19 protein-coding genes and 1 tRNA gene are annotated in these 17,057 nt (G+C 67.3%); 9 read left to right on the forward strand and 11 right to left on the reverse strand.

All coding sequences use genetic code 11. The features are described 5' to 3' along the window. Window positions 1–40: 40 nt before the first annotated feature. Window positions 41–1,414, reverse strand: a complete 1,374-nt coding sequence (gene radA / locus MRBLAR12_RS15025; protein ID WP_229995119.1) for a DNA repair protein RadA — start codon at window positions 1,412–1,414, stop codon at window positions 41–43. Window positions 1,415–1,483: 69 nt separating this feature from the next. Beyond that, complete coding sequence (locus MRBLAR12_RS15030; protein ID WP_229995118.1) at window positions 1,484–2,611, reverse strand: FUSC family protein; 1,128 nt, start codon at window positions 2,609–2,611, stop codon at window positions 1,484–1,486. Window positions 2,612–2,920: 309 nt separating this feature from the next. Here MRBLAR12_RS15030 and pstS point away from each other — a divergent pair, with 309 nt between their 5' ends. From pstS to pstB, 4 genes are all read left to right on the forward strand, one after another. Continuing rightward, entirely contained in the window at window positions 2,921–4,042 is a 1,122-nt protein-coding gene (gene pstS / locus MRBLAR12_RS15035) for a phosphate ABC transporter substrate-binding protein PstS (protein WP_229995117.1), read from the forward strand. 196 nt (window positions 4,043–4,238) lie between these two features. Beyond that, entirely contained in the window at window positions 4,239–5,171 is a 933-nt protein-coding gene (gene pstC / locus MRBLAR12_RS15040; RefSeq protein WP_229995116.1) for a phosphate ABC transporter permease subunit PstC, read from the forward strand. Beyond that, complete coding sequence (gene pstA, locus MRBLAR12_RS15045; RefSeq protein WP_229995115.1) at window positions 5,172–6,281, forward strand: phosphate ABC transporter permease PstA; 1,110 nt, start codon at window positions 5,172–5,174, stop codon at window positions 6,279–6,281. Between the two features lie 48 nt (window positions 6,282–6,329). Continuing rightward, window positions 6,330–7,109, forward strand: coding sequence for a phosphate ABC transporter ATP-binding protein PstB (gene pstB / locus MRBLAR12_RS15050; RefSeq protein WP_229995114.1), 780 nt, complete (start codon window positions 6,330–6,332; stop codon window positions 7,107–7,109). A 12-nt stretch (window positions 7,110–7,121) separates the two neighbouring features. Here pstB and MRBLAR12_RS15055 read toward each other — a convergent pair whose 3' ends face one another. The 3 genes from MRBLAR12_RS15055 to MRBLAR12_RS15065 all read right to left on the reverse strand — a co-directional run bounded on the left by MRBLAR12_RS15055 (window position 7,122) and on the right by MRBLAR12_RS15065 (window position 9,795). Continuing rightward, entirely contained in the window at window positions 7,122–8,132 is a 1,011-nt protein-coding gene (locus MRBLAR12_RS15055; protein WP_229995124.1) for an inorganic phosphate transporter, read from the reverse strand. A 7-nt stretch (window positions 8,133–8,139) separates the two neighbouring features. Further along, window positions 8,140–8,757, reverse strand: coding sequence for a DUF47 domain-containing protein (locus tag MRBLAR12_RS15060; protein WP_229995113.1), 618 nt, complete (start codon window positions 8,755–8,757; stop codon window positions 8,140–8,142). Window positions 8,758–9,141: 384 nt separating this feature from the next. Further along, entirely contained in the window at window positions 9,142–9,795 is a 654-nt protein-coding gene (locus MRBLAR12_RS15065) for a hypothetical protein (RefSeq protein ID WP_229995112.1), read from the reverse strand. 204 nt (window positions 9,796–9,999) lie between these two features. Between MRBLAR12_RS15065 and MRBLAR12_RS15070 the strand changes: the two genes are divergently transcribed. The 3 genes from MRBLAR12_RS15070 (at window position 10,000) to MRBLAR12_RS15080 (ending at window position 11,046) form a co-directional block, all read left to right on the forward strand. After that, a tRNA-Lys gene (locus tag MRBLAR12_RS15070) sits at window positions 10,000–10,072 on the forward strand. Between the two features lie 121 nt (window positions 10,073–10,193). Beyond that, on the forward strand, window positions 10,194–10,688 hold the full coding sequence (locus MRBLAR12_RS15075) for a MarR family winged helix-turn-helix transcriptional regulator (protein WP_229995111.1): 495 nt from the start codon (window positions 10,194–10,196) through the stop codon (window positions 10,686–10,688). Window positions 10,689–10,752: 64 nt separating this feature from the next. After that, on the forward strand, window positions 10,753–11,046 hold the full coding sequence (locus MRBLAR12_RS15080; RefSeq protein WP_364746908.1) for a hypothetical protein: 294 nt from the start codon (window positions 10,753–10,755) through the stop codon (window positions 11,044–11,046). Here MRBLAR12_RS15080 and MRBLAR12_RS15085 read toward each other — a convergent pair. After that, entirely contained in the window at window positions 11,032–12,126 is a 1,095-nt protein-coding gene (locus MRBLAR12_RS15085) for a lactonase family protein (RefSeq protein WP_229995109.1), read from the reverse strand. The genes MRBLAR12_RS15080 and MRBLAR12_RS15085 overlap by 15 nt on opposite strands. A 261-nt stretch (window positions 12,127–12,387) precedes the next feature. On the opposite strand from MRBLAR12_RS15085, the gene MRBLAR12_RS15090 reads away from it, so the two are divergent. Continuing rightward, window positions 12,388–13,221, forward strand: a complete 834-nt coding sequence (locus MRBLAR12_RS15090; RefSeq protein ID WP_229995108.1) for a putative protein N(5)-glutamine methyltransferase — start codon at window positions 12,388–12,390, stop codon at window positions 13,219–13,221. A gap of 39 nt (window positions 13,222–13,260) precedes the next feature. Here MRBLAR12_RS15090 and MRBLAR12_RS15095 read toward each other — a convergent pair whose 3' ends face one another. The 5 genes from MRBLAR12_RS15095 to MRBLAR12_RS15115 all read right to left on the reverse strand — a co-directional run bounded on the left by MRBLAR12_RS15095 (window position 13,261) and on the right by MRBLAR12_RS15115 (window position 16,628). Further along, complete coding sequence (locus tag MRBLAR12_RS15095) at window positions 13,261–13,692, reverse strand: YtxH domain-containing protein (RefSeq protein ID WP_229995107.1); 432 nt, start codon at window positions 13,690–13,692, stop codon at window positions 13,261–13,263. A gap of 158 nt (window positions 13,693–13,850) precedes the next feature. Further along, window positions 13,851–14,114, reverse strand: a complete 264-nt coding sequence (locus MRBLAR12_RS15100; protein ID WP_018774889.1) for a GlsB/YeaQ/YmgE family stress response membrane protein — start codon at window positions 14,112–14,114, stop codon at window positions 13,851–13,853. 245 nt (window positions 14,115–14,359) lie between these two features. Continuing rightward, on the reverse strand, window positions 14,360–15,331 hold the full coding sequence (locus MRBLAR12_RS15105) for an aldo/keto reductase (protein WP_229995106.1): 972 nt from the start codon (window positions 15,329–15,331) through the stop codon (window positions 14,360–14,362). A 99-nt stretch (window positions 15,332–15,430) separates the two neighbouring features. Further along, window positions 15,431–15,640 carry a dodecin gene (locus MRBLAR12_RS15110; RefSeq protein ID WP_011690139.1) on the reverse strand — a complete coding sequence of 70 codons (210 nt, stop codon included), beginning with the start codon at window positions 15,638–15,640 and terminating at the stop codon, window positions 15,431–15,433. A gap of 52 nt (window positions 15,641–15,692) precedes the next feature. Further along, window positions 15,693–16,628 carry an SGNH/GDSL hydrolase family protein gene (locus tag MRBLAR12_RS15115; RefSeq protein ID WP_229995105.1) on the reverse strand — a complete coding sequence of 312 codons (936 nt, stop codon included), beginning with the start codon at window positions 16,626–16,628 and terminating at the stop codon, window positions 15,693–15,695. A 163-nt stretch (window positions 16,629–16,791) separates the two neighbouring features. Here MRBLAR12_RS15115 and MRBLAR12_RS15120 point away from each other — a divergent pair, with 163 nt between their 5' ends. Next, a complete protein-coding gene (locus tag MRBLAR12_RS15120) occupies window positions 16,792–17,049 on the forward strand; it encodes a metal-sensitive transcriptional regulator (protein ID WP_229995104.1) in 258 nt (85 codons plus the stop codon). The last annotated feature ends 8 nt before the right edge of the window (window positions 17,050–17,057 follow it).

Raw genomic sequence — 17,057 nt, forward strand, 5'->3', positions numbered from 1 at the left:
GATGACACGCATCATCCCGCGCGCCGCGGCCTCCGCGGCGTCAGCTGATCAGCAGCCCCAGCGCCTCGGCCAGGTGGCCGACCTCGCGGACCGAAAAGCCCGCGGGAACCGGGCCGTGCCCGTTCGGGCTGGCCGGCACCACGGCATGGGTGAAGCCGAGCCGGTGCGCCTCCTGGATGCGCTGATTAATGCCGGGCACTGGACGGACTTCGCCGGCCAGGCCCACCTCGCCGAACGCTATCAGCCGCTGGGGGAGCGGCTTCCTGGCCTTGGCGGAAGCCACCGCCAGGGCCACGGCGAGGTCCGTGGCGGGTTCGCTGAGCTTGACCCCGCCGACCGTTGCGACATAGGAGTCGTCCTTGTGCAGCAGGCAGCCGGCGCGCTGCTGCAGGACGGCCAGCAGCATGGCCACGCGCGAGCTGTCCAGTCCGCTGGTGGCGCGGCGCGGCTGGGAGCTGGCGCTCTCGGCGAGCAGCGCCTGCACCTCGGCCAGCAGCGGGCGGCGGCCCTCCAGCGTGACCGTGATGCAGGTTCCCGAAACGGGCTCCTTGGTCCGTGAAACGAACAGTCCACTGGGATCGGCGAGGCCCTCGATGCCGTCCTCGTTCAAATCGAAGCAACCGACGTCGTCGGTAGGTCCGTAGCGGTTCTTGACGGCGCGCAGCAGCCGCAGCCGCGAGTGCCGTTCGCCCTCGAACTGGCAGACGACGTCCACGAGGTGTTCCAGCAGCCGGGGCCCGGCGATGGAGCCGTCCTTGGTCACGTGCCCGACCAGCAGCGTGGTCATGTTGCGGCGCTTGGCCGCGGCGATCAGGGAGGCCGCGACCTCGCGCACCTGGGACACCCCACCGGCGCTGCCCTCGACGTCGGCGCTGCTGAGGGTCTGCACGGAGTCCACCACCAGCAGCCGCGGTTCCAGCTTCTCCACCTGCCCCAGGGCCTGCCCGAGGTCCGTTTCGGCGGACAGATACAAGGATTCGGCCACGGCGTCGATCCGGTCCGCGCGGAGCTTGACCTGGGCGGCGGATTCCTCACCGGTGATGTAGAGGACGTCCTGCGCCGTGCGGGCGAACTTGGCCGCGACATCCAGCAGCAGCGTGGATTTGCCCACCCCGGGTTCGCCCGCGAGGAGGATGACGGCGCCGGGCACCAGCCCGCCGCCGAGCACGCGGTCGAGTTCATCCACCCCGGTGGGCAGGAAAGCGGCAGTTGTGGCGTCGACGTCGGCGATCCGGCGGGCCGGTTCAAGGACCGTAGTGGCCGCCGTCGTCCGGGCGACGGCGGTGCCGGTCTCCTCCACGCTGCCCCACGCCTGACACTCGCCGCAGCGGCCCACCCATTTGGCCGTAGTCCAGCCGCATTCGGCGCATTTGTAGCCGGGTGCCTTCGGCCCCCGGGAAGTCTTCGTAGCCATTGGTCCACACTATCGGGGCCCAGCGACAACCAAGGGCGCCGGCGGTGGGGTCAGCAGTGCCAGGGCGGGCTACAGCGGGGGAAGAATGTCCCGGGCTTCCTTGGAATCCAGCCCGGCGGCCTCCAGTAGGTCCACCATGAGCGGGCGGAACAGCATGACCACCGTTTCGCCCTCAAGCAGCTGGACGTCCAGCATCCGCGGATGCAGGCGGACGGCGATCTCCCGCAGCTCGGACCGGGCCGTGCGCAGGTGGGCGCGGCGGGCGCCGTCGTGGACTTCCGCCAGGCCGCGCGAGAGCTCGTCAACGGCGGCGGCCGTCTCCTGCAGGACCTCGGAAATGTTCTGGGTGGCCTCGTCCGAGAGCGCCGCATGGTTGATGGCGCTGGTCAGGCGGCGCGCAAAGACCCGGCTGTTGCGCAGCGCGAGGTCGATGTAGTCCAGTGACTGCTCCATATGGTCCAGCTCTTCCCGGTGCCGCCGGTAGGCGGGGGCCAGGGTTGCCACTTCGCCGGAGGCGCGCAGCGACTGGCGCATGGCGTCGACGAGGGGCTGGCAGTTCCGGCCCCGGATGAGGGCATGCCAGGCCTGGGTGGAGTCGCTGTAGCTCAGCGCCGACGCGCATTCCCGCAGCACCTCGGCGAGCTCGTGCAGGAGCTTCTTGACGTCACTGCGGGGTTCGCGCCGGGGGTCCTTGGGAACGAGGATGGTCACCAGGAGCGCGAATACCCCGCCCACCACGGCGTCGATGCTGCGGGTGAAAGGCCCCCCGAGGGGCGCGGGCAGGAGCACCACGAGCACGGACTGCAGGCCCAGCTGGGTGGTGAAGATCGTCCCGCTGTCCAGGAACCTGGCCAGCAGGATGGAGAAAAGGAGCACGACGGCGGCCTGCCAGATTCCGGAGCCCAGCCAGTGCAGCAGCAGGTCCCCGACCACGATTCCGATTGTGCAGCCCATGCCCACCTCGATGACGCGGCGCAGCCGGGGGTCGCGGGAAAACCCGAGGGCAATCAGGGCTGACGTCGCCGCAAACAACGGCGCGGAATGGCCCAGGACGTATTCGGCGAACGCGTAGGCGCCGACGGCGCAAGCGGTCATCTGGATGGCCGGGACCAGGGAGTTCCGGCTCCGGACAAAGCCGGTCCGGACCCGGCCGCGCAGGAATCGTGCGCTTGCGGTGAGTCCAGTCGCGGAGGCCATGCCCTCCAGTCTATTTGCTGCCCGGGGGCGGCCGTTCGCGGCAGGCCGTTCGCGGCAGGACGGAGCCCGGGCCAATCAGCCGGGACAGCACCCGCCATCACACTGAAGCCGATACGACTGTGACGCACAGAACACAATGCCTGCCCGGCATATGTAAGCCAATAGCCCTGCGTCGTTAACCGGCTGTTCACTTTGGTCCGCAATTCTCTTTACCTGGGCCACCTACGGTCGGTAAAGGTACAAACCGTACGCATCCCTGCGGGCCTTCTCCTGGCCCGGCACTCACAGCCCTGGAAGGGGTACAACTCAGTGAAGGCACTCCGCTTCGGCCGCAACGCGGCTATCGCTGTAATCGCCGTCGGCGCACTCGCGCTGACCGCCTGCGGTTCGGACAACGCAACCAACACGGCCCAGACCACGGCGCCGTCCGCCTCGGGTCCCGCGGTCACCGGCACCCTGACCGGTATCGGTTCTTCCGCCCAGGGCGCAGCCATGGATGTCTGGAAGACCAACTTTGCTTCAGCCAACCCGGGCGCCAATGTGCAGTACTCCCCGGACGGTTCCGGCGCCGGACGCAAGGCGATCCTTGACGGCTCGGCCCAGTTCGCCGGCTCGGATGCCTACCTCAAGGATGAAGAGCTCGCCAGCTCCAAGGAAAAGTGCGGTCCCGACGGGGCCATCGACATCCCGGTCTACATTTCCCCGATCGCCGTGGCCTTCAACCTGCCTGGCATCATGGACCTGAAGCTTGACGCTCCCACCGTTGCCAAGATTTTCCGCGGCGAGGTCGCCAACTGGAACGACCCCGCCATCGCGGCACTGAACCCGGGCGTCACGCTTCCGGACCTCAAGGTCACCCCGGTGAACCGCTCCGATGACTCCGGCACCACCACCAACTTCACGGACTACCTCGCCGCCGTCGCCCCTGAGGTTTGGACCGACAAGGCCGCCGGCATCTGGCCCGCGAGCCTGAAGGGCGAGAACGCCAAGGGCACCTCCGGCGTCGTCAAGACTGTCACCGACACCCCCGGCGCCGTGACCTACGCCGACGACTCCGCTGTGAGCGGCAAGCTCGGTACCGCGCAGATCAAGGTCGGCGACTCCTTCACGAAGATCTCCGCCGATGCCGCTTCCAAGGCAGTCGACGAGGGCAAGCCGGTTGAAGGCCGCAGCGCCAACGACCTCGCCATCAAGCTGGACCGCACCACCACGGTCGCAGGCGCCTACCCGATCGTTCTGGTGTCGTACCACATCGTCTGCACCACCTACGACACCCAGGCCACCGCTGACCTGGTCAAGGCGTTCGTCAAGTACGCCGCTTCCGACGCGGGCCAGCAGTCCGCCGCCGACGCCGCCAAGTCGGCGCCGCTGTCCAAGACCCTCCAGGACAAGGCAATCGCTGCCGTCGAAACCGTCAAGGCCAAGGCCTAGGGTTACGCTGCACCGCGAGGCATAGTGGAAACACGAGCCTAATCAAGGTTCCCTGCATCATGGCGGCCGTCACCGGCGGCCGCCATGGAGCAGGGAACCGACGCGTTTGTTCCATACATCAAGATTTGCCGGGCGCCGGCCGCGGGGCTTTCCGCAGCCGGCAGCCGGATCCCGATCCAAACCGAAGGGCCGTGAAGTGACCACCACCTCCCTGACCAAGTCCCGGGGCGCAGGCCACGTCGGTGACAAAGTCTTTTCCGCAGCCACCTTGGCGGCAGGGTGTCTGATCCTCGTCGTGCTCTTCGGCGTGGCACTGTTTCTGGTTATCCAGGCGTTCCCGGCCCTCGTGGCTTCGCCGGACAAGATCCAGGGCGGCGAAGGATTCTTCACCTACATCTGGCCGCTCGTCATCGGCACCCTCATCGCATCGGTGATCGCCCTCGTGATCGCGACGCCGATCGCGATCGGCGTCGCGCTGTTCATCTCGCACTTCGCACCTCGCAAGCTCGCCTCCGGCCTGGGCTACGTGATTGACCTGCTCGCAGCAATTCCTTCCGTGGTTTACGGTGCCTGGGGCGTTGCGTTCCTGGCCCATGAAATCTCCCCGGCCTACAACTGGCTGGCCAACAACATGGGCTGGCTGCCGATCTTCCAGGGTCCCGCTTCTGCCACCGGAAAGACCATCCTCACGGCCGGGATCGTGCTCGCCGTCATGGTCCTGCCGATCATCACGTCCCTGAGCCGCGAAATTTTCCTGCAGACCCCCAAGTTGCACGAAGAGGCCGCGCTTGCGCTCGGGGCCACCCGCTGGGAGATGATCCGGATGACCGTGCTGCCGTTCGGCCGGCCCGGAATCATCAGCGCCGTGATGCTGGGACTAGGCCGGGCCCTCGGCGAGACCATGGCCGTGGCGCTGGTCCTGTCCTCCGGAGCCCTGACCGCCAGCCTGATCCAGAGCGGCAACCAGACCATCGCCGCCGAGATTGCCCTGAACTTCCCCGAGGCCAGCGGGCTCAAGGTCAGCACGCTGATCGCCGCCGGCCTGGTGCTGTTCGTCATTACCCTCGGCGTGAACATGATTGCCCGCGGGATTATCACCCGGCACAAAGAATTCTCGGGAGCCAACTAAATGACCTCCACCCTGACTCCGGTACGCAAGCGCTCGGCACTGACCAAGGGCCAGCTGCCCAAGGCTGCGCCGTACATTGTCCTGGCCGTTGCCCTGGTCCTCGGCGCGGCGATCCTGGCGCTGATCGGCTTCAATGCCTTCGGCTGGGCAATCGTCTCCGCCATCCTCTTCGCCGCCGGCCTGGTGGGCTGGAGCCTGGTTGTGGAAGGCGCCCGCAAAGCCAAGGACAAGCTGGCCACCTGCCTGGTTGTGGGCGCCTTCCTGGCTGCCCTGCTGCCCCTGTTCTCGGTGATCTGGACCGTGCTGGTCAACGGGCTCCCCGGGCTCCTGGACCCCGGATTCCTCACCACCTCCATGAACGGGGTCACCGGCGCCTTCGACAACAAGACGGTCGAGGAAGGCGCCCCGTTGCTGGGCGGCATCTACCACGCGCTCATGGGCACACTGCTGATTACGGTGCTCGCCACCATCATCTCGGTCCCCGTGGGCCTGCTGACCGCGATTTACCTCGTGGAATACGGCGAGGACCGCGCGCTGGCCCGGGCCATCACCTTCTTCGTGGACGTCATGACCGGCATCCCCTCGATCGTCGCCGGCCTGTTCGCCGCGGCCGCCTTCTTCGCCGTGGTCGGCCCGGGCACCAAGACAGGCGCCGTTGCCGCCGTCGCACTTTCGGTGCTGATGATCCCGGTGGTGGTCCGCTCCAGCGAGGAAATGCTCAAGATCGTGCCGAACGAACTCCGCGAGGCCGCCTACGCCCTCGGCGTCCGCAAGTGGCGGACCATCCTCAAAGTGGTCCTCCCGACGGCGATCTCCGGCATCGCGTCCGGCATCACCCTGGCGATCGCCCGCGTGATCGGCGAAACCGCACCGATTCTGGTCACCGCCGGATTCGCTACCACCATCAACACCAACGTGTTCAGCGGCTGGATGGCCTCCCTGCCGACGTTCATCTACACCCAGATCCTGAACCCCACCTCGCCGTCCAACCCGGATCCGTCCTCCCAGCGGGCCTGGGGCGCGGCCCTGGTGCTCATCATCCTGGTGATGCTGCTCAATCTTGGCGCCCGCCTGATCGCCCGCATGTTCGCCCCCAAGACAGGCCGCTAGGCCACCGCCGCGCCCGCCGCCCATACCTCCAGCAAGTGAAGGAACACCATGTCTAAGCGCATCGACGTCAAGGACCTGAACGTCTACTACAGCAAATTCCTGGCCGTCGAAGACGTCAACATCAACATCGAGGCCAAATCCGTCACTGCCTTCATCGGCCCCTCGGGCTGCGGCAAGTCCACCTTCCTGCGCACCCTGAACCGCATGCACGAGGTCATCCCCGGTGCGAGGGTTGAGGGCGAGGTGCTGCTGGACGGTGACAACCTGTACGGGCCCGGCGTTGACCCGGTCACGGTCCGTTCCCAGATCGGCATGGTGTTCCAGCGACCCAACCCGTTCCCCACCATGTCCATCCGGGACAACGTGCTGGCCGGCGTGAAGCTGAACAACACGAAGATCTCCAAGGGCGAGGCCGATGTCCTGGTGGAGCGCTCCCTGCAAGGGGCGAACCTGTGGAACGAGGTCAAGGACCGTCTGGGCAAGCCCGGCTCCGGACTCTCCGGTGGCCAGCAGCAGCGCCTGTGCATTGCCCGCGCTATAGCCGTGGAGCCCCAGGTGATCCTCATGGACGAGCCCTGCTCCGCCTTGGACCCGATCTCGACGCTGGCCATTGAGGACCTCATCAACGAGCTCAAGGACCAGTACACGGTGGTGATCGTGACCCACAACATGCAGCAGGCTGCCCGCGTGTCGGACAAGACGGCCTTCTTCAACATTGCCGGTACCGGCAAGCCGGGCAAGCTGATCGAGTTCGGCGACACCCCGACGATCTTCAGCAACCCGACCGAGAAGGCCACCGAGGACTACGTCTCCGGCCGCTTCGGATAACCGGCGAGGCCCTTACAGGCCGGCCACCGGCGAGAGCGCCAGCTGAAGGACGAACGCGGCGCCGGCGGTGGCAATCGGGGTCAGGACCCAGAACGCCAGGATGCGGATCACCAGCCGGCGGTTGGTGTCCGGGAAATTCTGGTTGGCGCCGGCGCCGAGGGTTGCCGCCGTCACCGTGTGCGAGGTGGAGACGGGCCAGTGCAGCCCGATCGCGCCCACGAGCAGCATTACCGTGCTGAACATTTGCGCGACAAAGCCGCGCAGGGGGTCGATCCGGGTCAGCCGGTAGCCGATGGTGTACGAAATCCGCCAGCCCCCTGCCAGGGTCCCGGCAGCCATCATGACGGCCGTCAGCAGGGCCACCCAGACGGGCACGGATCCGCCGTCGGAGAGCCCGGCCGCGAGCAGCGCCAGGATCACCACCGCGCTGGTGCGCTGGCCGTCCTGCAGCCCGTGGCCGAAGGCGACGGCGCCGGCAGCGATGGCCTGGGCCCGCCGGGAGCGGGTGTTGACGACGTTGGGCGGCGTGTAACGGCCGGCCCAGCCGGCAGGCCAGACCAGCAGGAACGACCCGACATATGCGATCACCGGTGAGACCAGCAGCGGGATCACCACCTGGGACAGGAGCGAGGCGTCAACGCCCGTCACGGGGTTACCGCCGACGGCGACGCTCGCGACCCCCGCCCCGGCGAGCCCGCCGACCAGGGCGTGCGTGGAGGACGCCGGGATGCCGCGCCACCACAAGTACAGGCCCCAAAAGATAGCGCTGAGCAGCCCGGCCAGGAGGATCGTCAGGCCGTTCGTGCCCGGCGGCAGTGACAGCCACGCCTGGCTCACGGCCAGCGTCAGGGCGGCGCTGAGACTGGCGCCGATGAAGTTGAACAGGCTTGCCAGCAGCACCGCCACTGTTGGAGTCAGCGCCCGCGTCCGCACGGCCAGGGCCACCGACGAGGACGCATCCCTGAAGCCGTTGAGAAATGCGAAGACCCCGGCGCTGAGCAGCACCAGGGCAAGGAAGAACATCACCACGTCAGGATTCCTTGACGATGATGCTGCCCACCTGCGTGGCGATCCGGCGCATGTCCTTCGTGACTTCCACGAGCTGGTTCGCGACATCGCGGTTGCGCGCGTACTGCATCGCCTTCATCTCGTGGAGCATGTCCGCGACCCAGACCCGGTGAGTGCGTTCGGCACGTTTGGCCAGGCGCAGGATCTCGATCCAGTAGTCCTCAAGGTCGTCCAGATTGTTCAGCTGCCGCATGGCCTCGACCGTGAGTTCGGCCTGGCGGCTGATGATTTCCAGCTGGTCCGCGGCGCGTTTGGGCAGCCGTTCGAGCTTGTAGAGGGACACGAGCTCGGCGGCGGCGTCGAGCTTCTCCATGGCCTCGTTGAGGAAGCGGGACAGCGTGTACATGTCCTCGCGGGGCAGCGGGTTTACGAAGCTGGTCCGCATGTGGGTCAGGAGGGCAAAGTGCAGTTCCGCCGATTTGGCCTCATGGTTGTGCATGTCTTCCACGAGCCGGGCATGCTCACTGGCCGGGGCGCCGAGGATCTCCGAGAGTGTGCCAGCCGCCAGCACGATCTGGCGCGCCATCTGGGAGAGCAGGTTCAGTCCGGCGGACTCTTGCGGGAACAGGCGCAGCTTCACGTGGTGTCACCGGTCTTCCGAAGAGGGGCTCGCGGGTGGAGTCGGCCGGCCGTGTGACTTGACGGAGACCAGCGCATACGCATTACCTTACCGTCCGTGTTGGGCCCGGACCGGCGGGACGCGGCATATGACGGCGCAGGCAGGAACGCATCTAAAAGGGCAGCTCAAACGGACATGAAAATGGTGCCGAACCGGATACGCCTCTCGGCGGTAGGCCGCTCTAGGCGGCTAAATGTTGAAGCCCGGGGGTTTCGCGGTTCGGCACCGCTTTCAGTTTTCTACGTAGGTTCTTGCAAGTCAACATTGACAGCCTGCCCCTGCCGTGCGTGGCCGCCGGTAGTGCGGGCCCGGCGTCCGGGTGCCCGCCGCCCGCCGGCTGGCCCTTCAGTCCAGTTCGCCGAGCCGCCACGCATTGGCGGCGTGCTCGAGGTCTTCGGCCGTCTTGACCAGAAGATGCGAGTTGCGGGTGAGCTTGCTGGCGTGGTTCTCGTTGCTGTGCTCGGCGTTGTCGGCAAGCGTCGCCTGGCCCAGGGCCACCACGCGGCAGAATGCGGCAGAACGTTCCAGTGCGACGTCGAATTCGCCGTCGAACGCCCCGGAGAGAATGGCGTCCGCCATGGACTTCATCTCATCCGCGCCGGGCGGTTCGGCGGCGCCGGCCACCACATGCGAAACCTGGGCCGTGTCCTTGCCCGCCTTGAAGTAGACGGAGATCCGCTCGGGATCCTGGATGGTGGCGGCCCGCAGGGCGTACAGGCGCCAGAGCGCGCCGGGGAGGGACCGAGCGGGGCTTTCGGCCCACATTTCGGCGATCGCTTCCAGGCCCTGCTCATCGGCAAGCTTCACGAGCCGCTTGGTGACTTTGGGATCGTCACTGTCGCGGCCGCGGCGCACCAGCGCCTGCGCGGCCAGATGGGCCGCCTCCGAGACTCGGGCGGGATCGGCCCCGCCGGCGAAGGGCTCAAAGTCGATCGGCGCGAAGGGTTTCGGCTTGTGGTGCCGCGGGGCGGGGGCGCTTGATCCTGCTTGCTCGCTCATGCCCCCACGCTACTCCAGTGCCGCAAGGGAATCGAGGATGGGCCGGCGCTGCTGCCGGTGACGCCCGGACCGACGACGACGCCGGTCCGGGCAATGTGAAAAAAGCCGGCCCAGGTCTGGGGTACAGTGTTAACGTCCAGAAATGGACTGGGCTGAAACGCGCCGCAGCAGCGGATTTATCCGCTGGTTCGGAGCTATCGGCTGGGGCCTTTAGCTCAGTTGGTAGAGCATCGGACTTTTAATCCGTGGGTCGTGGGTTCGATCCCCACAGGGCCCACTCTTTAGCGAAGAGTGGAAAAATCCCCGGTTTCCTGGCAACAGGAGGCCGGGGTTTTTTGTGCCCGCCGTCGGCCTGGATTGCACGGCAGGCTACTTACCAGTTCCGCTAGGCTTGGCGGATGGACTCCCACGGCGCCTCCGGATATTGGTATGGCCCCGATGGCAGCCTGGACCCCCCTGCGGCCATCCTGCAGGCTCTCCGCGACTATCGGATCTCGGAGGTGGCGACCAGGCGGTCCACCCGCGATTCGATGGGGATGGGCGAGACGGACCTGCTGGCCCTGCGCTACCTGCTGCGGGCCAAGGCGACCGGCGAACGGGTGGGGCCGAAGGACCTCAGCCGCGTCCTGGGCATCACCACCGCTTCCACGACGTCGCTGATCGACCGGCTGGTGGCCAGCGGGCATGTCCGGCGCGAGCCGCACCCGACCGACCGGCGCTCGCTCGTGATCGTGCCTACGGTGGAGACGGATTCCGAAGTCCGCGCCATGCTCGGCCACATGCACCGGCGGATAATGGAGGTGGCCGAGTCCATGAGCGCCGAGGACGCCTGGGTGGTCATTACGTTTCTGCGCCGGATGGGCGCGGCCATTGGCGACGAGCGGCGCAACTAGCTCGTTTAACTATTCATATGTATGCTTACTACTTGATTTTCGACATCAGACGAGAGTAGGCGACGTGGCTGAATCCGCAACCCTTGCCGGGAACCCGGCAACGGTTCCCTCGCCCTGGGCCCCGCTGCACTGCGGCGCACCCATGCAGTGGCGCTCGCCGGAGCCGGGCGCCATGTCCTCCTACTCGTTCGGGCCAGCCGACCCTTCCTTGGCCCTCCCGGCTGTGTGGCGCTGCCCCTGCGGTTTCCAGCTGGACGGTGATTTCCAGCCGAACGGTGATTTCCAGCTGAACGGTGATGTCCAGCTGAACGGTCTCGAACAGGATCACGCGGGCGTCAGTCCCTCAATCTCGCGTTGAGGGCCGGGCCGGCACCAGCGCGGTAGGGGAGGCCACAGGGAGCCGGTCCGCGGGACTTTCCGGCAGCCCTGATTCCGCGTCCAGGGGAAACGTCACGACGTCGCCGGAGCGTTCGTGGGCGACGTGCAGCAGGCCATTGCGGACCAGGTGGTGCCGGGGCCAGTTGCCGCCGCTGGGGACATCGGCCACCGGACGCAGCGCCGCGCCTCCGGCCCCCACCTCCAGCACACTGACCCGGTTCGAGCCACGGACGCCCACGTAGGCGTGCCTGCCGTCGGCCGCCAGCGCGATCTCGGCCGCCGAATCTCCCGGCAGCGCCCCGCCGGCGGTGGCGGACCCGACGAAACCGAGCCGGAAGGCCCCGGACTCCGGCGACAGCCCGGCCACGGCAACGTCAATTGAATACTCGGTCACCACAAAGACGTTGCCGCCCGGGTGCTGGACCAGGTGCCTGGGGCCGCTGCCCCGCGGCAGGACCACCTCATGGTCCAGGACCGGTCCCAAAGCCAGCCCCGGCCCGGGGCGGACCTTCCAGATCCGCAGGAGGTCGTGGCCTAGATCGGTGGTCATCACCCGGCCGTCGGCCAGCATGAGCGCGGCGTGGGCGCGGCTTGGCCGCTTTTGTTGTTCGGGGGCACTGCCGTCGGGAGCGTCACCGTAGGGGTCGCGTGATTCCGTCGCGGCGGTCCGGGCCGTGATCCCGCCGTCGGCGTCGAGCCCATAGAACAACACCTGGCCGTCGCCCCAGCAGCACACCACGAGGAACCTGCCGGAGGGCTCGACGGCGACATGGCAGGCCGCCTCACCGGCCGGCCATGCGGGGCCCGCGGGCTCCAGGCCAAACGCGCCGTCCCGGCGGTAGGCCCGGACAGTCCTGGCCTGCTCGGCCACGGCGTAGACCACTTCAAGTGAGGGGTGTACCGCCAGGAAGGACGGAGAGTCGGCCGCCGCTGCGACACCGAGCCAGTGCAGGGTGCCGTCGGCCGCCGTGGCAACCGCGCCGATCCCCGCGCCGCTGCCGCCAGAGTCTGCCGTGTAGGAGCCGGTCCAGATGAGGCCGTGTGCAGGGATGGAGTCCATGCTGACATCCTGCCAGCCGCCCGGCCAAGGTGCGGCACCCCAGCAAACAACCGTCCCAAACAAACGTCACGAACCGCAGCAGCAATCACCGCGGGCCCAATCAGCTGGGAACCTGCGCCTTCGGTAGCATGGGGGAGTCCGAGCAACTGCAGCAAAAGGAGGTGGGTCCCGTTCACGCAAGTCCAGAAAGGGTGCCCTCCCAGCGCCGGCTGCGGCCAGCTCACGGTGAGGGCGTCTGACACCAGACCGAAAGGCGCTCCCATGCCAGCAATCCGCCAACTTTCCCCGCACGAGACCCTCACGGCCAGGCTCCGTGCATCCGGCTGCGTGTTTGCCGAAGACGAAGCCCGCCTGCTGATCGACGCAGCCCCGACGCCGGAGGCACTCGAGGCGATGGCCAGCCGGAGGGTTGCCGGCCTGCCCCTGGAACACATTCTCGGCTGGGCTGAGTTCTGCGGACTCCGCATCGCGGTCGATACCGGAGTCTTCGTGCCGCGGCGCCGGACGGAATTCCTCGTCCGGCAGGCCGCCGCGCTGCTGGACACCTGGCGCATAGTGCCCGGTCCTGGCCGCGCGGCGCCCGTCGTCGTCGATCTCTGCTGCGGATCCGGTGCTGTCGGCGCGGCGCTTGCCGCGCTGGCCGGCCCCGCCGAACTCCACTGCGCGGATATCGACCCCACGGCCGTGGCATGTGCGCGCACCAACGTCCTGCCACTGGGCGGGGAGGTCCACGAAGGCGATCTCTATGCTCCGCTCCCCGCTGGACTTCGGGGCCGCGTCCGGTTGTTGGCCGTCAATGCCCCCTACGTTCCCTCGGCGGACATTGAAACCATGCCACAGGAGGCGCGCGTGCATGAGCCGCGGGCCTGCCTCGACGGCGGCGCCGACGGGCTGGAGGTACAGCGGCGGGTCGCCGCCGGCGCGCGGGAGTGGCTGGTGCCCGGCGGCCATGTGCTGATAGAGACCAGCCGCCGGCAGGCCGCACAGACGGCCGGAATATTTCGCAGGCACGGGCTGGCGGCCCGCGTTCTGCGCTCGGAGGAGCTGGGGGCTACGGTGGTGGCCGGCGCGCTGGTGCCTTCCGGCGGGCGGTAGCTGCCCGAGGGAGGCTCAGGCGGTCCCTGCCGGGAACGCCTAGGGCAGCTTGTCCCCGCCCACACTGGTGGCCGGACCCGCCGGGGTGGCGCCGCCCTCGTCCGACCAGTCCTGGCCGTGCTGATCTGTGAGCGCCGGGTCGGAATGGACATCAGGGGCCACAGTCACGGGCGTTCCGGGCGTGGCTGTGCCCTGCGTGGGCGCGGAGGTGCTCCCGTGTCCGGCATCGCGGTGAACGGCGGAGCTGATGACAGTACCCGCGCGGCGGGCGGCCTCGCCGAGCTGCTCGGAGACCTCGGGGGCTTTATCCTTGAGCGTTTCGGTGGCCGCGGCCACCTTGTCCTGGACGGGCTTGCTGCGCCACAGTTCTGCACTCCGGGCTTTGAGCTGGTCATAGGCGGCGCGGCCGGACCTTGATCCCAGGACATATCCTGCTGCCACTCCGATGCCGAAAAGAAGTTTGCCTTTCATGCTGTACTCCTGCTCCCTGACGTAGGTGAAAAGTAGACGTTTCTGAACAGGGGTGGCGGGGCCGACTCAAGCGGTCCGCAGGCCACCTTCCCTGTCAAAGTAGTGCAAAAAACCGGCCCCGGGAATATCCCGGGACCGGTTTCCGGTCAGTCTCCGTGTTAGCGGGCTGAGCGCTTGCTGATCATGCCGTAAACGAGCAGGACGATGATCGCACCGCCGATGGCCAGCAGCCAGGTCGACAGCGAGAAGAACTCATTGATGCCCACGCCGAACAGTGCGCTGCCGATGAATCCGCCCAGGAGGGCGCCGACGACGCCGAGGATCAGGGTGATGATAATGCCACCGCCCTGACGGCCCGGGAGGATGGCCTTAGCGATTGCTCCGGCGATGAGGCCCAGAATCAGAAATGCGAGAAAACCCATTTTTTCGTTCCTTCTTCTTTCATAGAGGAGGCACCCGGATCGCCGGGTGCGCTTCATCCTTCTGCCTCAATACTAATCATGCTTAGTATCAAAGAGCCACCCGGCCTGTCGTGGGTTTGAGCGGCGGGGTGCCAAAACAGCCAACTGTGGCCGGACGATTCACGGAAGTTCATGCCGTGTGCGGGCGTTGTTCGGGCGTCGTTCAGTTGTTCGGTAGTCCAGTTGTTCGCTGGGATGCCCGACGCCTACCATGCGTAGTCTTCGGGGGCCGTGCGGTGGCCAGGGAAAATCTCGTCAAGGCGCTTGAGTGCGTCGGCGTCGAGCTTCAGCTTGTGCGCCCTGATGGAGCCTTCGAGTTGATCGAGGGTACGCGGGCCGATGATCGGAGCGGTGACTGCCGGCTGGTGGAGCAGCCACGCCAGGGCCACGTCCGCCGGGTCCTGACCCAGTTCGGCGGCGAAGTCCTCGTATCGCCGGATCTGTTTCTGGTGCGACTTGAGCGCATCGAGGGCGCGGCCCGCGATGCGGCGGACGCCGTCGGCCTCATTCTTCAGCACTCCGCCCAGCAGGCCACCGTGCAGCGGCGACCATGGCAGGATCCCCAGTCCGTACTGCTGGGCGGCAGGGATGACTTCCAGTTCCACGCCCCGGGTCAGCAGGTTGTAGATCGACTGTTCGCTGACCAGCCCGTAGTAATTCCGGCGGGCGGCGGTTTCCTGGGCGCGGGCGATGTGCCATCCGGCGAAGTTGCTGCTGCCGGAGTACAGGATCTTGCCCTGCTGGACGGCGACCTCGATAGCCTGCCAGATCTCCTCCCAGGGCGTGTTCCGGTCCACATGATGGAACTGGTAGAGATCGATGTAGTCCGTCTGCAGCCGTTTCAGGCTGGCATCGAGCGCCCGCCGGATGTGCAGGGCCGAGAGCTTGGACTCGTTGGGCCGGTCCGTCATGGTGCCGAACAGTTTGGTGGCGAGCACCGTGCGTTCACGGCGCTCGCCACCTTGGGCGAACCAGCGGCCGAGTATTTCCTCCGTCCACCCGCGGTGGCTCGAGCCGCCGTACACGTTGGCGGTATCGACGAAATTGATGCCGGCGGCCTGGGCGGTGTCCAGGATGGCGAAGGCCTGGGTCTCCTCGGTCTGCGGGCCAAAGTTCATGGTCCCCAGGCACAGGCGCGAGACCGTCAGGCCGGAGCGGCCAAGATGCGTGTAGCGCATGAAGCGTTCCTCTCCGTCCTGACCTCCTCTGCCCTGACGTGTTGCGGGGTTTCTCCGAAGGCCGACCGGCGCGTGCCGCCGCCGCTCCGGAGGCTGGGCTCAGCGCTCCAGGCGGAACCCGAGCTTGATGGTGACCTGCCAGTCGGCGACCTGCCCGTTTTCAAGGTGGCCGCGGATCTCCTTGACTTCGAACCAGTCAAGGTTTCGGAGGGTCTTGGCGGCCTCGGCGATGCCGTTCCGGACGGCCGCATCGACGCCCTCGTTCGAGGTTCCGACAATTTCAGAAATGCTGTAAGTGTGATTAGACAACTTCGCTCCTCGTGATCGCCATCGATTCCCGGCTGGGGGCCGTTCCTGCAGACTAGCCGACTGAACCCGGCCGGACTAGGGGTTTGTGCCCGGAGTCGGGAACCCCGGGAGGCGGACCCGGCAGCGGGCGTTTGGCCTGCCGCGGCAGGGCGTCCGCCCGCGGCCTGATCCGGCTCACCACCCAGGGCAGCATGTAGTGCGCCACCCAGGCCAGGTCACCGGCCCGGGCTTCCCGCCAGTTGCCCGGCGGCATGGGCTTGGGCTCCAGCGGCCGCAGGCGGTGTGGCACGCTGAGCGTGTCCAGGACCATGGCCGCAATGGTGTGGTGCCCCAGCGGCGAAAAGTGCAGGCGGTCCGGGTCCCACATCCGCGGATCGCTCAGTTGCCGCAATGCCCACAGATCAGCGATAACGACATCGTGCCGGGCGGCGATGACGCGGATATGTTCATTGAATACCGCGACCTTCCCCCGGATGTGTCCGAACACGGCCGTCTCGCCCCAGTCCGGGCCGGTGAACAGGACCACCGTGGCCCCGGTGGCCGAGAGTGCCGCCACGGCGTCGTCGAGCGCGGCGGCCATCCGGTCCGGATCGCCGCGATGGAACACGAGATCGTTCCCGCCGGCTGAGAGGGTGACAAGGTCCGGCTTAAGGCTCAGGGCCGGTCCGAGCTGCTGGTCGAGAATTTCGCGCAGGACCAGTCCGCTAATGGCAAGGTTTGCGTACCCGAACTCGCCGCGGCCCTCACCGAGTTCCTCGGCAATGCGGTCGGCCCACCCCCGCATGCCGCCGGGGCTCAGCGGTTCCGGGTCGCCGACGCCAGCCGTAAACGAATCCCCCAAGGCGACGTACCGGCTCCAGGGCCGCGAACGCCGGATGCCGGAATGCCCTTGTGCGGAGCTCTGATCCCCTGAATGCCACGGCCCCGCGGCGGGGATATTGACGCCGGTATGGCCGGCGTCCGGTTCAAGGAACCTGGCGGCGTTCACATCACCAGCATTACGCCGATATTCCATGCCGCGCTAGGTACTTATGCCCCTAGCGAGGCATCCTGGAGGCGTCCGCGCCCGCACCGCGCCCCTCGGCCGCCAGGCGGCCAAAATACTCAGGGGGGTATGATGTGAAGCCCGACGCATCGAACCGGAGGAACCAATGGAACTCGATCCCACCGACATGAAGCCTGTCATCAACCGGCTTCGCCGCGCCCAGGGACAGCTCGCGGCAGTCACCAGGATGATCGAGGAGGGCCGTGACTGCAAGAGCGTCGTGACGCAGCTGGCCGCCGTCTCGAGCGCCCTGGACAAGGCGGGATTCTCCATCATCGCCACGGGTCTGCAGCGCTGCATGCAGCAGGACGACCCCACTCTGGACCGGGCCGAGCTCGAGAAGCTCTTCCTCTCGCTCGCCTGAGCCGGGCA

Origin of the sequence: Arthrobacter sp. LAR12-1-1.1 (assembly GCF_040676555.1) — a bacterium.
GTDB lineage: Bacteria > Actinomycetota > Actinomycetes > Actinomycetales > Micrococcaceae > Arthrobacter.

What these genes read in the sequence shown, in the direction of transcription:
- radA (WP_229995119.1), bottom strand. Translation starts at nt 1,414, where the DNA reads ATGGCTACGAAGACTTCCCGGGGGCCGAAGGCACCCGGCTACAAATGC.
- MRBLAR12_RS15030 (WP_229995118.1), bottom strand. Translation starts at nt 2,611, where the DNA reads ATGGCCTCCGCGACTGGACTCACCGCAAGCGCACGATTCCTGCGCGGC.
- pstA (WP_229995115.1), top strand. Translation starts at nt 5,172, where the DNA reads ATGACCTCCACCCTGACTCCGGTACGCAAGCGCTCGGCACTGACCAAG.
- pstB (WP_229995114.1), top strand. Translation starts at nt 6,330, where the DNA reads ATGTCTAAGCGCATCGACGTCAAGGACCTGAACGTCTACTACAGCAAA.
- MRBLAR12_RS15055 (WP_229995124.1), bottom strand. Translation starts at nt 8,132, where the DNA reads ATGTTCTTCCTTGCCCTGGTGCTGCTCAGCGCCGGGGTCTTCGCATTT.
- MRBLAR12_RS15065 (WP_229995112.1), bottom strand. Translation starts at nt 9,795, where the DNA reads ATGAGCGAGCAAGCAGGATCAAGCGCCCCCGCCCCGCGGCACCACAAG.
- MRBLAR12_RS15075 (WP_229995111.1), top strand. Translation starts at nt 10,194, where the DNA reads ATGGACTCCCACGGCGCCTCCGGATATTGGTATGGCCCCGATGGCAGC.
- MRBLAR12_RS15085 (WP_229995109.1), bottom strand. Translation starts at nt 12,126, where the DNA reads ATGGACTCCATCCCTGCACACGGCCTCATCTGGACCGGCTCCTACACG.
- MRBLAR12_RS15090 (WP_229995108.1), top strand. Translation starts at nt 12,388, where the DNA reads ATGCCAGCAATCCGCCAACTTTCCCCGCACGAGACCCTCACGGCCAGG.
- MRBLAR12_RS15095 (WP_229995107.1), bottom strand. Translation starts at nt 13,692, where the DNA reads ATGAAAGGCAAACTTCTTTTCGGCATCGGAGTGGCAGCAGGATATGTC.
- MRBLAR12_RS15100 (WP_018774889.1), bottom strand. Translation starts at nt 14,114, where the DNA reads ATGGGTTTTCTCGCATTTCTGATTCTGGGCCTCATCGCCGGAGCAATC.
- MRBLAR12_RS15105 (WP_229995106.1), bottom strand. Translation starts at nt 15,331, where the DNA reads ATGCGCTACACGCATCTTGGCCGCTCCGGCCTGACGGTCTCGCGCCTG.
- MRBLAR12_RS15120 (WP_229995104.1), top strand. Translation starts at nt 16,792, where the DNA reads ATGGAACTCGATCCCACCGACATGAAGCCTGTCATCAACCGGCTTCGC.